Here is a 14,250-nt window from a genome sequence, read left to right on the forward strand (position 1 = left end):
AAGCCCATCGCCGACTTCCAGGGCGTGCAGTTCATGCTCGCCGACATGGCCATGAAGCTCGAGGCCGCCCGCCAGCTCACCTACGCCGCCGCCGCCAAGTCCGAGCGCGTCGACAACGACCTCACCTTCTTCGGCGCCGCGGCCAAGTGCTTCGCCTCCGACGTCGCCATGGAGGTCACCACCGACGCCGTCCAGCTCCTCGGCGGCTACGGCTACACCCGCGACTACCCCGTCGAGCGCATGATGCGCGACGCCAAGATCACCCAGATCTACGAGGGCACCAACCAGGTCCAGCGCATCGTCATGGCCCGCAACCTCCCGTAACCACCAGCCTCTCGAAAGGAGACAGGCCGTGACCCTGAAGATCGCTGTCTGTGTGAAGTACGTCCCCGACGCGACCGGCGACCGCGGTTTCGCCGACGACCTGACGACCGACCGCGAGGCCGTCGACGGTCTGCTGTCGGAGCTCGACGAGTACGCCGTCGAGCAGGCGCTCCGCATCTCGGAGGAGTCCGACGACGCCGAGGTCACCGTCGTCACCGTGGGCCCGGACGATGCCAAGGACGCCCTGCGCAAGGCGCTGTCGATGGGCGCCGACAAGGCCGTCCACGTCAACGACGAGTCGATCCACGGCTCCGACGTCATCGCCACCTCCGCGATCCTGGCGAAGGCCCTGGAGAAGACCGGCTTCGACCTGGTCGTCTGCGGCATGGCCTCGACCGACGGCACGATGGGCGTGCTGCCCGCGCTGCTCGCCGAGCGCCTGAGCCTGCCGCAGGTCACCCTGCTCTCGGAGCTCTCCGTCGAGGACGGCCTCGTGAAGGGCCGCCGTGACGGCGACGCCGCCACCGAGCACCTGGAGGCCCCGCTGCCGGCCGTCGTCTCGGTCACCGACCAGTCCGGCGAGGCCCGCTACCCCTCCTTCAAGGGGATCATGGCCGCCAAGAAGAAGCCGGTCGAGGAGCTGGACCTGGACGACCTGGACATCGACGCCGACGAGGTCGGCCTCGGCGGCTCGTGGACCCTGGTCGACTCGGCGGCCGCCCGCCCGGCCCGTACGCAGGGCACGATCGTCACGGACGAGGGCGACGGCGGCAAGCAGCTCGCCGCGTTCCTAGCCACCCAGAAGTTCATCTGACCCACCGTCACACCACCTCAGGAGCAAGGAATCATGGCTGAGATCCTGGTTCTCGTGGACCACGCCGACGGTGCGGTCCGCAAGCCGGCCCTCGAACTGCTGACCCTGGCCCGCCGCATCGGCGAGCCCACCGCCGTCGTCCTCGGCGCCGGCGAGGCCACCGCCTCGATCGCCGCCACGGCCGGCGAGTACGGCGCGGCCACCGTCTACGTCGCGGACGGCGCCGAGTTCGCCGAGCAGCTCGTCGTCCCGAAGGTCGACGCGCTCACCCAGATCGCGAAGGACAAGGGGGTGGCCGCCGTCCTGGTGACCTCCTCCGGCGAGGGCAAGGAGATCGCGGCCCGCGTCGCGCTCCGCCTCGGCTCCGGCCTGATCACCGACGCCGTGGAGCTGGAGGCCGGCGAGAACGGCCCGGTCGCCACCCAGTCCGTCTTCGCCGCCTCGTACCAGGTGAAGTCGACGGTCTCGCACGGCGTCCCGGTCATCACCGTCAAGCCGAACTCCGCCGCCCCGGAGGCCGCCCCGGCCGCCGGCACGGTCGAGGACGTCACCGTCGCCTTCACCGGCAACGCCGCCAAGGTCGTCTCGCGCACCCCGCGCGTCTCCACCGGCCGCCCCGAGCTGACCGAGTCCGCGATCGTGGTCTCCGGCGGCCGCGGTGTCGGCGCGGCCGAGGGCTTCGCCGTCGTCGAGAAGCTGGCCGACTCGCTCGGCGCGGCCGTCGGCGCCTCCCGTGCCGCCGTCGACGCCGGCTGGTACCCGCACTCCAACCAGGTCGGCCAGACCGGCAAGCAGGTCTCGCCGCAGCTGTACGTGGCGGCGGGCATCTCCGGCGCGATCCAGCACCGGGCCGGCATGCAGACCTCGAAGACGATCGTCGCGGTCAACAAGGACCCCGAGGCCCCGATCTTCGACCTGGTCGACTACGGCGTGGTCGGCGACCTCTTCGAGGTGCTGCCGCAGCTGACGGACGAGATCGGCGCGCGCTGACCTCACGCAGCACGAAGGGGCGGGTGGCACTCTGTGCCACCCGCCCCTTCGTCGTGCTCGCGCTCAGTACCAGCCGTCGAGCGGGACCTCCTCGCAGAGCCGGACGACCGGCCTGCGCCCGGAGACCGCGGCGCCGGAGACCTTGACCCGGACCCCGGGGCGCACCGCGTGCGGGGGTCCGTCGACCCGGCAGCGGACCACGAAGCCCTCCGTCATGTGGACCGGCCAGAGGTCGGCATCGGCGGCGGCGACCCCGCGGCGTACGGAGATCACGCCCTCGCCGTCGCTGAGTTCGGGCGCCAGGTCGGTCGACCCGCAGGTCGGACAGAGCAGGCGCTGGAAGGTGGTGGTGTGGCACCAGCGGCAGCGCTGGAAGTACAGCTCGGAGTCGGGGGCCGAATCCTCGGCCTGGATGGCGGTCCCGCTCCTCAGTCCCGTGTGGAACACGATGCCTTCTCCTTGCACTCGGCGGCTCGACCGTGCATGGAGCAAAGATATGGCACTGAGTGCCATCAAATAAAGACCTGAGTTCCCTCAATTAGAGATACTGAGAACCCTGTGGCCCTTTCGTGATCCCCTCAGCCCTCGCCGAGGCTCGACTCCACCTCGCGCACCACGCGCCACATGGGGGTGGACCGCTTGGTGATCACCACGACGACGTCCTCGGCCTCCTCGGCCGGCGCGTCCACGGCCTGCCCGGTGGCCCAGGTGCCGCGCACGAACTCCAGGGCCCCGTCGACCTCGGCCAGCGGGTCGCCCTCGCCGCCCGAGCGCAGCCAGTGCCTCAGGGCGTGGTTGTGGGCGGCGACCACGGCCGCCGCGACGACGTTGGCGCGCAGGGTCCCGTCCTTGCGGTCGGCCCAGCGGGTGCGCAGATAGTCGCCGAGGGTCTTCTCGTACCGCCAGACCACCGACAGCTCGTAGGTCCGCAGCCCGGTCACCTCACGGGTGAGCCGGTAGCGCTGCACGGAGAAGGTGGGGTTCTCCGCGTACATCCGCATGACGAGCCGGGCGGCGTCGCAGACCCGGACGACCGGGTCGTCGGAGTCGGCGCTCGCGGCGAGGAAGCGGGTCATGTCGGCGAGGCACTGCTCGTGGTCGGGGAAGACCACGTCCTCCTTCGACGGGAAGTACCGGAAGAAGGACCGCCGGCCGACGCCCGCGAGCGTGACGATGTCGTCGACGGTGGTCTGCTCGTAGCCCCGCTCCAGGAAGAGCTGGAAGGCCGCGGCGATGAGGGAGTCCCGCATCGCGGGCTTCGTGGAGTTCGACGACGCTGTTCCCATGGCCCGAACCTAACACCCGGACGGGGTCCATGTGGAACTCGGTGCCGGAAGAATCCGGCACCGAGTGCTCTCGCGAGGGTACGGAGGCTCAGCGGGCCGTCATGCGAAGGGCGCCGTCCATGCGGATCGTCTCGCCGTTGAGGTAGTCGTGCTCGGCGATCATCGTCACGAGCCGGGCGTACTCCTCCGGGCGCGCGAGGCGCTGCGGGAAGGTGACGCTCGCGGCCAGACCGGCCCGGACGTCCTCGCCGAAGCCGGCCATCATCGGGGTGTCGACGATGCCGGGGGCGATGGTGACGACCCGGATGCCGAACTGCGCCAGGTCGCGCGCGGCGGTGACCGTCATCCCGGCGACGCCCGCCTTGGAGGCGGCGTACGCGATCTGCCCGACCTGGCCCTCGAAGGCCGCGATGGAGGCGGTGTTGACGACGAGGCCGCGCTGCCCGTGCTCGTCGGGCTCGTGGCGGGCGATGGCCTCGGCGGCGAGCCGCATCACGTTGAAGGTGCCGAGCAGGTTGACGTTGAGCACCGCACGGAACAGGTCGAGGTCGTGCGGTCCCTTGCGGCCCAGGATGCGGGCGGAGGGGGCGATGCCCGCGCAGTTCACGGCGAGCCGCAGCTCGGCGCCGTCGGCGTCGATCGCGGCGAGCGCCTCGCGGACCTGCTCCTCGTCGGTGACGTCCGCGGCGAGCAGCCGGACGCCCTCGGGCAGCGGCCCTGCGGCGGCCACGGCCTTGTCCAGGTCCAGGCCGTAGACGGTGGCGCCACGGGCGGCGAGCGCTGCGGCGGTGGCGGCGCCGAGGCCGGAAGCGGCGCCGGTGACGAGAGCGGCGGAGCCGGCGATGTCCATGGAACTCCTCGTTCGTGTCGTGCGGGTGCGACCCTGCCGCCGGGTTGGCCGCCGGATCGGGCGCGTGCCCGCGGAGGACCGCGCGGTCCGCGCGATCTGCGCCGCCCACCATAGAACCGCAGGCCGCACCCCTGGAAGGGGATGCCGGACGGCCGCCACAGCGGATAGTCGACCGGTCGTACACTCTCGCCATGGGGCGAACGAGTGACGCGCGCGAGCGCATCCTGACCGCCGCGAGGACGCTGATGCTGTCGCGCGGCTACTCCGCCCTGGGCGTGGCCGAGATCTGCACGGCGGCCGGTGTGCCGAAGGGCAGCTTCTACTACTTCTTCGCGTCGAAGGAGGAGCTGGCCCTCGCCGTCGTCGAGGAGCACTGGGCCGGCCAGCGCGCCGAGTGGACGCGCGCGCTCGGCTGGGACGTCCCTCCGCTCCGGCGGCTGCGCCGCCTGTACGAGTCCACGGAGGCCGAGCTGCGGGCCGGCCGGGAGAGCTGCGGCACGGTCACGGGCTGCCTCCTCGGGAACCTGGCCCTGGAGCTGAGCACCCGGACGGAGAGCGTCCGCGAGCGGCTGCGGGAGATCTTCGACGAGCAGGTGGCCCTGGTCGCGGAGACCCTCGCCGAGGCCCGCGCGAGCGGCGACGTCGGGGTGGCCGACACCGACGCGGCCGCGCGGGCCCTGGTCGCCCTCCTGGAGGGCCGGGTGCTGTTCGCCAAGCTGTACGACGACCCGGGTCGCCTCGACGCCCTGTGGGCCGATTCCCTGGCTCTCCTCGGCGCCGAGGAGAGCCGGGCCTCCGCCACCGGCTGAGTGACCGTCAGAAGGGCCTGGTCGGCAGGTACTTGCCGTCGAGCGTGATGACGGCGCGCTCGCCGCCCTCGGGGTCGGCGACCTTCTTCACGTCCAGCTTGAAGTTGATCGCGGAGATGATGCCGTCGCCGAACTGCTCGTGGACGAGCTCCTTCAGCGTGGTGCCGTAGACCTGGAGCATCTCGTAGAAGCGGTAGATGGTCGGGTCGGTGGGGACGGCGCCGTCGAGCGAGCCGCGGGTGGGGATCGTCCGGAGCAGGCGCACGGCGTCCTCGTCCAGGCCGAGGAGCTCGGCGACGGCCTGCGCGGACTCCTCCGGCAGCGCGTGCTGACCGAGGACGGCGGCGGTGGTGAAGGCGACGGAGAGGCCTGCGGCGTCCGCGATCCGCTGCCAGCTCAGGTCCTTGCGGATCTTGGCGTCGACGGCGGCGATCGCGAGGGCGCGGCGGGCGGTGGGGTCGAACTGGGCGTGCACCATGAGAGGTACGTCCTTCCTTGGGGTTCTACCGAGGCCTCGGGGCTTTACGGGGGCCTCGGGGCTTTACGGGCCCCCGGGGCTTTACGGGGCCTTGGGGTTTTACGGGGCCTTGGGGTTTTACGGGCCCTCGGGGTTTTACGGGGCCTTGGGGTTTTACGGCCCCTCGGGGCTTTACGGGCCCCCGGGGCTTTACGGGGCCTTGGGGTTTTGCGGGGGCGGGATCAGGCGGCGAGCGCGGGGCGCGCCGTGGCGGGGAGCTCCTCGACGGTGCCGTCGGCGATGTCGAAGACCCAGCCGTGCAGCCGCACTTCGCCCGCGGCGAGGGCGCGGGCCACCGAGGGGTGGGTGGCCAGGTTGGCCAGCTGCGCGGCGACGTTCTCCCGCACGAGGGCGGCCACGTCGACCCTCCCGCCGGCGGCGGCGCGGGCGAGCGAGGCGTCGGCGTGCCGCAGCCAGGCGGCGACGGCGGGCGCGGTGCTCAGGTCGTGGCCCTCGGCGAGCGCGGTCATCGCGCCGCAGGCGGAGTGCCCGCAGACGACGATGTCCTTCACGCCCAGGACGGTGACGGCGTACTCGACACCGGCGGTGACTCCGTCGGTGCCCGGGGTGTGGGCGGGGACGAGGTTGCCCGCGGTGCGGATGACGAAGAGTTCGCCGGGATCGGTCTGGGTGATCAGTTCGGGTACGACGCGGGCGTCCGAGCAGCCGATGAACAGCGTGCCGGGCCGGTGGGCGGTGGCCAGGCGGGCGAAGAGGCCGGCCTTGGCAGGGAAGATCTCCCGCTGGAAGCGGGCGATTCCCTCGGCGAAGTGGGGCATGTCCCTACCGTGCACGACCTGGCCCTATAGCGTCCAAGACCTGCTGTCGATCTCAGCGATAGATCCGATCTATAGTCAGCCGTATGCAGCCGGAACTCCGTCATCTCCGCTATCTGCTCGCCGTCGCCGAGCACGCGAACTTCACCCGCGCCGCCGAAGAGCTCCGGATCGCCCAGCCCACCTTGTCCCAGCAGATCAAGCAGCTGGAGAAGGCGCTCGGGGCGCAGCTCCTGGACCGCACCGGCCGCACCGTGCGCCTCACCGACGCCGGGGAGACCTACGCGCGCTACGCCCGGCGCGCCCTGCGGGACCTGGCGGCGGGCGAGCGGGCCGTGCTCGACGTGCACGACCTGTCCCGGGGCCACCTCCGGCTCGCGGTCACGCCCACGTTCACCGCGTACCTCGCCGGCCCCCTCGTCGCGGGCTTCCACACCCGCCATCCGAGCATCGGCGTGGAGGTGCGGGAGCTGCCGCAGGACCGCATCGAGGCCGAGCTCCTCGCCGACCGGCTCGATCTCGGCATCGCCTTCCACGGGGAGCACCTCGCGGGCGTCGAGGCCACGGAGCTGTTCACGGAGACCCTCGGCCTCGTCGTGGGCCCCGGCCATCCCTTCGCGGGCCGTACGGAGCCGGTACGGGCCGCAGAACTGAACGGCCATCACCTGGCGCTCCTCAGCGCGGACTTCGCGACCCGGCTGCACATCGACGCGTACGTCTCCGAGCACCGCGTCCGGCCGGCGATCGCGGTGGAGGCCAACTCGGTGACCGCGCTCACCGAGATCGTCCGGCGCACCGCGCTGGCCACCGTCCTGCCCGACGCCGTCACCCGGGACCACCCCTGGCTGAGCCCGGTGCCGCTCTCCCCCGCGCTGCCGACCCGGGGTGTCGCCCTCCTCCGGCGCGCGGCGGGCTACCGGAGCGCGGCGGCGGGGGCCTTCGCCGAACTGGCGGCGCGGTGGGCGGAGGAGGGTCAACCGATCGGATGACCCCGGGGTCCACCGCCCGGGGAGCCGGGTGCAGCCGGGACGACGACGGACGGCGGCAGGGTACGGCACCAGGATGGAGAGCAGAACGGGCCACGGCATCCCGACGGCCCCCGCGGTTCCCCGAGTTCACTGGAGCAGATCCCATGAAGCACGTGAAGAAGGCCTCCTCGCGCACCCGTGTCGTGACCGGCGGCGCGATCGTCGCCGCCCTCGCCCTCGGTGGCTTCGGGGCCTACTCCGCGAGCGCCACCGGCGAGGACACGGCGGCCGCGCCGGCCGCCGCCACCGCCAAGGCGGACGCCGGGAACAAGAACACGACCCGTTCCACGCATCTGACGATCGAGGCCGCCACGAAGGCCGCGCAGGCGACCCTGGACGCCGCCGAGAAGGAGAACCAGCGGGTCTCCGTCGCGGTCGTCGACCGCAACGGCAACACCCTCGTCACCCTGCGCGGCGACGGCGCGGGCCCGCAGTCCTACGAGTCGGCCGTCAAGAAGGCGTACACCGCGGTCTCCTGGAACGCCCCGACCTCCGAGCTCGCCAAGCGCCTCACCAACGCCCCGACGCTGAAGGACATCCCCGGCACCCTCTTCCTCGCCGGCGGCGCCCCGGTGACCGCCAAGGGCGCCCCGATCGCGGGCATCGGTGTCGCGGGTGCTCCCTCGGGCGACCTCGACGAGAAGTTCGCCCGGGCCGGTGTCGCCGCCCTCGGCAAGTAGAGATCCACGTCAGGCGCCCGCGTACGAGGACACCCGCCATGAACGCGCTCGATCACACCCTCCTGGCAGCCGCCGCGGACGGGGACACCGTCGCCGTCCGCGCGGCCCTCGGCGCGGGGGCCCGCGTCGACGTCCGCGACCGGCACCGCCGCACCCCGCTGCTGCGGGCCGCGCTGCGCGACCACGTCCCCGCCGCGCGGGCGCTCCTCGCCGCGGGCGCCGACCCGAACGCCCGGGACGACCGGTCCGACACCCCCTGGCTCGTCACCGGCGTCACCGGCAGCGTGGCCATGATGCGCGCGCTGCTCCCGGCGGGCCCCGACCTGAAGCTGACGAACCGCTACGGCGGCACCGCCCTCATCCCCGCCGCGGAACGCGGCCACGTGCCGTACGTCCGCGCCGTGCTCCACGAGACCGCGATCGACGTCGACCACGTCAACCGGCTCGGCTGGACCGCGCTCCTGGAGGCGGTGATCCTCGGCGACGGCGGCGGCGCGCACCAGAAGGTCGTCGCCCTGCTCCTCGCGGCGGGCGCCGACCCGGGACTCCCCGACCCGCACGGCCGCACGGCCCTCCACCACGCCGAACGCCACGGCCTCATCGAGATCGCCGCCCTGCTCCGGAGGGCCGACTCGGGCGGGTCCCTCGGCAGGGCCGCCTGAGCCCTCCTCGGAAAGCCGTCCGCCCCCGGCGCCGAGCTGCGGCCGGGGCCGGACGGTACTCCGGGATCAGGCCGGCTGGGCGAGCCCCCGGCTGATCACCAGCCGCTGGATCTGGTTGGTGCCCTCGAAGATCTGCATGATCTTCGCCTCGCGCATGTACCGCTCGACCGGGAAGTCCCGGGTGTAGCCGTAACCGCCGAAGACCTGGACGGCGTCCGTGGTGACCTTCATGGCCGTGTCCGTGGCGATGAGCTTGGCCGCGCTGGCCTGGCGGCTGAAGGGGCGGCCGAGATCGCGGCGGCGGGCCGCGTCCAGGTAGGTGGCGCGGGCCGCGTCGACGGCGGCGGCCATGTCGGCCAGGAGGAAGCCGAGGCCCTGGTGGTCGACGATCCGGCGGCCGAAGGTGGTGCGCTCGTTGGCGTACGCCACGGCGGCGTCGAGGGCGGCCTGGGCGAGGCCCGTCGCGCAGGCGGCGATGCCGAGGCGGCCGCTGTCGAGCGCGCTGAAGGCGATCTGGAGCCCCTGGCCCTCGTCCCCGATGCGGCGGTCCCCCTCGATGAGGGCGCCGTCCCAGTACGCGGCCGTCGTCGGCACGGCCTGGAGGCCCATCTTGCGCTCGGGCGCGCCAAAGCTCAGGCCTTCGGTGGCACCGGGCGCGAGGAAGCAGGAGATCCCGTGGCTGCCGGGGGCCGTACGGGCGAAGAGGGCGTAGAAGTCGGCCTTCCCGCCGTGGGTGATCCACGCCTTGGTGCCGGTGATCCGGTAGCCGCTGCCGTCGTCCTGGCGCTCGGCCTTGCAGGTGAGGGCGGCGGCGTCGGAGCCGGCCTGCGGCTCGGAGAGGCTGTAGCCGCCGATGGTCCGGCCCTCGAGGATCGCGGGCAGCCAGCGCTCCTTCTGCTCCGGGGTGCCGAAGGTGTGCAGGGGGTGGCTGGCGAGGGTGTGGACGCTGGTGGCGACGGCGACGGCCGCCCAGCGCGCGGCGAGCTCCTCCAGGACCTGCAGGTAGACCTCGTACGGCTGGCCTCCGCCGCCGAACTCCTCCGGGTACGGGAGGCCCAGGAGCCCGGCCTCGCCGAGGGTCGGGAAGAGCCCTTCGGGATAGCTCTCGGCGGCCTCGTGCTCGTCCACCCGCGGAGAGAGCTCCTTGTCGGCGATCTCCCGGGTGAGGGCGATGAGGTCCGCTGCCTCGGGGGTGGGAAGCAGGCGGTCGACATCCATGGCGACTCCAGCGGCGCGCAAAGTGGTACTGGGGAAGGTACTGCAGTACCGGTTAGCGTAGCGCAGAAGGGTGCCGCCGTAACCCCCCGAACGACCGGCCTGGAATACTGGCGGGGTGATCGAGACCTCCGCCGCCGACGCCCCCAAGCTGACGGGCCGCGGAGCGGCGCGCCGCTCCGCCCTCTTCGAGGAGCTCGTCGCCCTCCTCGTCGGCGAGGGCTTCGCCCGGCTGACGCTCGACGATCTCGCGGCGCGGCTGCGCTGCTCGAAGCGGACCCTGTACGGCCTGGCGGGCAGCAAGGAGCAGCTGGTCCGGGCGGCGGTCGTGCACTTCTTCCGGCGCGCCACGGCCCGGGTCGAGGCGGTCCTCGCCGCCGCGACGGACCCGGCCGAGCGGCTCGCCGCCTATCTGCGGGCGGTTTCGGCCGAGCTGGCGCCCGTCTCGCCGGCGTTCTTCGACGACGTGGCGGCCTTCGAGCCGGCGGCCGAGGTGTACGAGCGGAACACGCGCGCGGCGGCGGGCCGGGTGCAGCAGCTCATCGAGGAGGGCGTGCGGGCCGGGGTGTTCCGCGAGGTGCACGTGACCTTCGCGGCCGACGTCATCTCCTCGGTGATGGTCCGCATCCAGCGCCGCCAGGTGGCCGCGGCGACGGGCCTGGCCGACGCCGAGGCGTACGAGCAGCTGGCCGAACTCCTGCTCAGCGGCCTCCGCAAGGCCTGACTCGACGGCCGACGGAGGGCCCGAGCGGCCCCGGCCGGCGCCCGAGCGAGGCCCCTGACGACGCCCTGGCGGACCCGACCGGCGCCCGAGGCGGCCAACGTCGGGGGCCGGGCCCCGCCCCCGGCGGCGCATGAGCCCGCCCCCGAAGCACTCGAACCGGCCCCTCCCCACCCCGAACCGCCGGGGCGCCACGCGTGGCCGGATCCCGTCCCGCGTTCGATCACTCTGCGCAGGTGATCCACTACTGTGTGCCGCGCCACTGACCACCCCACCCCAGGGAGCCTCCGCGTGGAGCGCAGCCGTACCGTCCTCAGGATCCGTGCCGTCCTCGCCGCCATGGGCGTCACCGCCGCCCTCGCCGCGGCCCCCGCGGCACAGGCCGCCCCCGCCGAGAAGCCCGTCGCCGCTCCCCCGGCCCCCTGCACCGGGGAGTTCGAGGGCGACAAGCGGCTCGGCCCGAAGTTCCTGCCGAAGAGGTGGCAGGAGCCGGTCGGCCCGCTCCTCAACCGCTACCACCGGACCGGGCAGCTCTCCTCCGCCGACTTCCTGAAGAAGTACTGGGAGGGCCCGGCTGACACCGGCAGCTGGAAGTACCCGCCGAACGACGGCTTCGCCGAGGTCAACGGCACCGTCGACAAGGCGCCGGAGCTCCTGGAGGAGGGCGAGCGTCTGGACCGCTTCGGCTCGGAGTACGGCTCCTACCTGGCCCCGGCCGGCGACGCCTACGCCGAGCGGGCGCTGCCCCCGCAGAACCTCAACACCCGTGACGAGGCCTTCCCCTGCGACTACCACCTGTACGAGGTGACGAGGACCTTCGTCGTCTGGGAGGGCTCCATCGCACCCTGGTTCGAGCAGCCGGGCGGCGGCCGCCAGATCAAGCTGGACCCGGCGTTCCTGAACCCGGGCGAGGGCCAGCGCCTCAACGTGAAGTGGCTGCTCGACAACGGCTACCTGGTGCGCGTCCCCGCGTGACCGACCGCGGCGCGCTGGAGCGGGCACTCCGGGAGGCCGGGGTGCCCGCCGCGTACTACTGGATCGAGGGCGTCCACGAACCGGCGCCCACCCCGCCCGACTTCGTCTATCTGCGGACGCGGCCGGGCGGCGGCTGGGAGACCGGGGTGTACGAGCGGGGCTCGTACGAACCGGTCGCCACGCACGACACGGAGGCGTCGGCCTGCGCCCACCTGCGGGGTCTGCTGGGCGTCTAGGCCGTCGCCCTGGTCGTCACCAGCAGGCCCGTGACGAGGCCCGCGAGCAGCAGGCAGACGACCGCCCACCAGGGCGGCCCGCCGTGGCCGACGGCGGCTGCCGCGCCGAATTCCGTGCCCAGCGTCTGGGCCGTGACGGCGGCGGCCGCCGCCGCGCCGGTGTGCCGGCCGAGGCCGGCGGCGACCACGATGGCGAAGAGTGGCATGAAGGCGAGGCCGATCCCGAGACCCGCGAGGAGGGTGGCCGGGAGCAGGACCGGGTATCCGGCGCCGCCCTCGACCGCGACGATGGTCAGGGCCACGCCGAGCGGGGTGAGCACCAGGCCCGCGACCACGAGGACGCGGGGCGCCGTGCGCCGGCGCAGCAGCCGCGGGGCGACCAGGACGGCGGCCACGGCGATCGCGGCGACCATGGGCAGCAGGGCGAGACCGGCCTGGGGCAGGGAGTACCCGAGGTCCCAGACCAGGATCGACGCCAGGGGCGGCAGCAGGGCGAGGATGCCGGCGCCTGCGAGGAGCATGGCGAGGAGCCCGCCGAGCCTGTTGCGGTCCTTGAGGACGTACGGGGGCAGCAGCGGGTGCGAGGCGATGCTCTGCCACCCCAGGAAGCCCCCCAGCACCGCCGCGCCGCCGACGAGCAGGCCCATGGCCAGGGGGCCGCCCCAGCCGTGCGTCGCCTTGATGGAGCCGTACATGAGCAGGGCGGTCGCGAAGGCTCCGAGCAGGACTCCGGGCAGGTCGAAGCGGGTGCCGGTGCGGTCCGGGCGGTGCTGCGGCAGAACGCGGACCCCGGCCAGGGCGATCACGGCGAGGACGGCGGCGATGCCCAGGACCGGACCCCAGTCCAGCCAGGCGAGCTGGAACGCGACGATCGGCGCGCCGATGCCGGCCGTGGCGTAGACACCGAAGGCCCTGGCCCGTGCCCCCGGTTCGGGGAAGGCGGTGGCCACCAGGGTCAGCGCCGCCGCCGTCACCAGTGCGCCGAAGCCGCCCTGGAGGACGCGGGCCGTGATCAGCACCGCGGTGGGGGCGATCTCGACGGCGAAGCCGCGGAGCACACAGGCGGCCACAAGTCCCGTGAGGCCGACGACCAGGGTCCGTCTGGCGCCGAGCCGGTCGGCGAGGTGCCCGCCGAGCAGCAGGAGGGCCGCGAAGGGAACGGCGAAGGAGTACAGCTCCGGGTTCTCCCGGTCGAGGCCGAACGGGTCGTGCGCCACCGCCCCGAGCAGCACCGCCAGTTGGGCGAGCACGATCACCGCCAGGCCCCACCCGCGGCCGGTCGACGGGGCGGGGACCTCGTGGGCCGGAGCCGTGGGGGTGTAGGCGGGCGCCGGTGCGGGCGCCGGTGCCGAGTCGCGGGGCGCCGTCTCCGTCACGGGCTGAGCGACGGGCCGCATCACGGGCTGCTCGGCCGGCACCTCGGCCCGCGCCGCCGGCACATAGTCCAGCAACCGGGCGGCGTGCCGCCCCAGTTGGGCCAGGACCTCACCCGGCAGCCAGACCCCGCCGCCGTCCCCGTCGGTGAGGGCGGCGATCCGCTCGGGCGTGGGCCGTGCGGCCGGGTCCTTCTCCAGACAGGCGCGGACGAGGCCGAGCAGTGCCTCGGGGACGCCGGTGAGGTCGGGCTCCTCCTCGGCGACCCGGAAGAGGTGGGCGTTCAGACCGGTGTCGGTGGCGCCGAAGAGGTGGCGCCCGGTGGCGGCGTACACGAGGACGGCCCCGAGGCAGAACACGTCGCTGGCGGCGGTGAGTTCGAGGCCGCGGACCTGCTCCGGGGACATGAAGCCGGGCGAGCCGATCAGCATGCCGGTGCGGGTGTGCAGGCTGTCCCCGGCCAGGCTGTCCATGGCGCGGGCGATGCCGAAGTCGATGACGCGGGGCCCGTCGACCGTCACCAGGACGTTGGACGGTTTGAGGTCGCGGTGGATCAGGCCGGCCTCGTGCACGACGCGCAGCGCGAGGGCGAGGCGGTTGGCGAGGACGCGGACGGAGTGCTCGGGCAGCGGGCCGAAGTCCCGGGCGACGACGGTGGTCAGATCGGGACCGGCGATGTACTGGGTGGCGACCCAGGGCACCGCGACCCCGGTGTCGGTGTTCGCGTCGAGGACGTCCGCGGTCCAGCTGCCGCCGACTCTCCGGGCGGCCGCCACCTCGCGGGCGAAGCGTCTGCGGAACTCCGGCTGGGCGGCGTACTCGGACTGGACGACCTTGACGGCGACCGTACGGCCGACGTCGTCGCGGCCGAGGTAGACGAGGCCCATGCCGCCCGCCCCCAGACGGGCGATGAGACGGTACGGGCCTACGTGCGTCGGGTCTTCGGGGGTGAGCGGATCCACGTCCCGAATCTATCCGCCGGGACCGGCGGGG

At 73.4% G+C, this 14,250-nt stretch carries 17 protein-coding genes; 10 read left to right on the top strand and 7 right to left on the bottom strand.

Annotated elements, in window-relative coordinates:
• The 3 genes from ACF07V_RS24255 to ACF07V_RS24265 all read left to right on the top strand — a co-directional run.
• The coding region (locus tag ACF07V_RS24255; RefSeq protein ID WP_392157076.1) for an acyl-CoA dehydrogenase family protein at positions 1-324 on the top strand (324 nt) is incomplete at its 5' end.
• Positions 325-352: 28 nt separating this feature from the next.
• A complete protein-coding gene (locus ACF07V_RS24260) occupies positions 353-1,138 on the top strand; it encodes an electron transfer flavoprotein subunit beta/FixA family protein (protein ID WP_392157078.1) in 786 nt (261 codons plus the stop codon).
• Positions 1,139-1,171: 33 nt separating this feature from the next.
• The gene (locus tag ACF07V_RS24265) at positions 1,172-2,128 is read left to right on the top strand and encodes an electron transfer flavoprotein subunit alpha/FixB family protein (protein WP_392157080.1); all 957 of its coding nucleotides are present in this window, start codon (positions 1,172-1,174) and stop codon (positions 2,126-2,128) included.
• A gap of 63 nt (positions 2,129-2,191) precedes the next feature.
• Here ACF07V_RS24265 and ACF07V_RS24270 read toward each other — a convergent pair whose 3' ends face one another.
• From ACF07V_RS24270 to ACF07V_RS24280, 3 genes are all read right to left on the bottom strand, one after another.
• On the bottom strand, positions 2,192-2,575 hold the full coding sequence (locus tag ACF07V_RS24270; RefSeq protein ID WP_392157082.1) for a zinc ribbon domain-containing protein: 384 nt from the start codon (positions 2,573-2,575) through the stop codon (positions 2,192-2,194).
• A 131-nt stretch (positions 2,576-2,706) separates the two neighbouring features.
• Complete coding sequence (locus ACF07V_RS24275) at positions 2,707-3,414, bottom strand: TetR family transcriptional regulator (protein ID WP_392157084.1); 708 nt, start codon at positions 3,412-3,414, stop codon at positions 2,707-2,709.
• A gap of 88 nt (positions 3,415-3,502) precedes the next feature.
• A complete protein-coding gene (locus tag ACF07V_RS24280; protein WP_392157085.1) occupies positions 3,503-4,264 on the bottom strand; it encodes an SDR family NAD(P)-dependent oxidoreductase in 762 nt (253 codons plus the stop codon).
• 191 nt (positions 4,265-4,455) lie between these two features.
• On the opposite strand from ACF07V_RS24280, the gene ACF07V_RS24285 reads away from it, so the two are divergent.
• A complete protein-coding gene (locus tag ACF07V_RS24285; protein WP_392157086.1) occupies positions 4,456-5,073 on the top strand; it encodes a TetR/AcrR family transcriptional regulator in 618 nt (205 codons plus the stop codon).
• Positions 5,074-5,080: 7 nt separating this feature from the next.
• Here ACF07V_RS24285 and cynS read toward each other — a convergent pair whose 3' ends face one another.
• Together cynS and ACF07V_RS24295 are read right to left on the bottom strand one after the other, a co-directional pair.
• Complete coding sequence (gene cynS, locus ACF07V_RS24290) at positions 5,081-5,551, bottom strand: cyanase (protein ID WP_392157088.1); 471 nt, start codon at positions 5,549-5,551, stop codon at positions 5,081-5,083.
• Between the two features lie 221 nt (positions 5,552-5,772).
• Positions 5,773-6,369: a carbonic anhydrase gene (locus ACF07V_RS24295; protein WP_392157090.1), complete on the bottom strand. Its 597-nt coding sequence runs from the start codon at positions 6,367-6,369 to the stop codon at positions 5,773-5,775.
• An 83-nt stretch (positions 6,370-6,452) separates the two neighbouring features.
• On the opposite strand from ACF07V_RS24295, the gene cynR reads away from it, so the two are divergent.
• The 3 genes from cynR to ACF07V_RS24310 all read left to right on the top strand — a co-directional run bounded on the left by cynR (position 6,453) and on the right by ACF07V_RS24310 (position 8,736).
• On the top strand, positions 6,453-7,355 hold the full coding sequence (cynR, locus tag ACF07V_RS24300; RefSeq protein ID WP_392157092.1) for a transcriptional regulator CynR: 903 nt from the start codon (positions 6,453-6,455) through the stop codon (positions 7,353-7,355).
• A 152-nt stretch (positions 7,356-7,507) separates the two neighbouring features.
• On the top strand, positions 7,508-8,074 hold the full coding sequence (locus tag ACF07V_RS24305) for a heme-binding protein (RefSeq protein ID WP_392157624.1): 567 nt from the start codon (positions 7,508-7,510) through the stop codon (positions 8,072-8,074).
• A gap of 38 nt (positions 8,075-8,112) precedes the next feature.
• Positions 8,113-8,736 carry an ankyrin repeat domain-containing protein gene (locus ACF07V_RS24310; protein ID WP_392157094.1) on the top strand — a complete coding sequence of 208 codons (624 nt, stop codon included), beginning with the start codon at positions 8,113-8,115 and terminating at the stop codon, positions 8,734-8,736.
• A gap of 66 nt (positions 8,737-8,802) precedes the next feature.
• Here the strand turns inward: ACF07V_RS24310 and ACF07V_RS24315 are convergent, their stop codons facing one another.
• Entirely contained in the window at positions 8,803-9,954 is a 1,152-nt protein-coding gene (locus ACF07V_RS24315; RefSeq protein WP_392157095.1) for an acyl-CoA dehydrogenase family protein, read from the bottom strand.
• Between the two features lie 115 nt (positions 9,955-10,069).
• On the opposite strand from ACF07V_RS24315, the gene ACF07V_RS24320 reads away from it, so the two are divergent.
• The 3 genes from ACF07V_RS24320 (at position 10,070) to ACF07V_RS24330 (ending at position 11,883) form a co-directional block, all read left to right on the top strand.
• Complete coding sequence (locus ACF07V_RS24320; protein ID WP_369147281.1) at positions 10,070-10,675, top strand: TetR/AcrR family transcriptional regulator; 606 nt, start codon at positions 10,070-10,072, stop codon at positions 10,673-10,675.
• A 336-nt stretch (positions 10,676-11,011) separates the two neighbouring features.
• Positions 11,012-11,647 carry a TNT domain-containing protein gene (locus tag ACF07V_RS24325; protein WP_392157625.1) on the top strand — a complete coding sequence of 212 codons (636 nt, stop codon included), beginning with the start codon at positions 11,012-11,014 and terminating at the stop codon, positions 11,645-11,647.
• On the top strand, positions 11,644-11,883 hold the full coding sequence (locus ACF07V_RS24330) for a hypothetical protein (protein ID WP_392157097.1): 240 nt from the start codon (positions 11,644-11,646) through the stop codon (positions 11,881-11,883). The genes ACF07V_RS24325 and ACF07V_RS24330 overlap by 4 nt, the downstream gene beginning before the upstream one ends.
• Here ACF07V_RS24330 and ACF07V_RS24335 read toward each other — a convergent pair.
• Positions 11,880-14,219, bottom strand: coding sequence for a bifunctional serine/threonine protein kinase/MFS transporter (locus ACF07V_RS24335; RefSeq protein ID WP_392157098.1), 2,340 nt, complete (start codon positions 14,217-14,219; stop codon positions 11,880-11,882). The genes ACF07V_RS24330 and ACF07V_RS24335 overlap by 4 nt on opposite strands.
• Positions 14,220-14,250 lie beyond the last annotated feature (31 nt).

It is taken from the genome of Streptomyces sp. NPDC015661, from assembly GCF_043077765.1.
GTDB lineage: Bacteria > Actinomycetota > Actinomycetes > Streptomycetales > Streptomycetaceae > Streptomyces.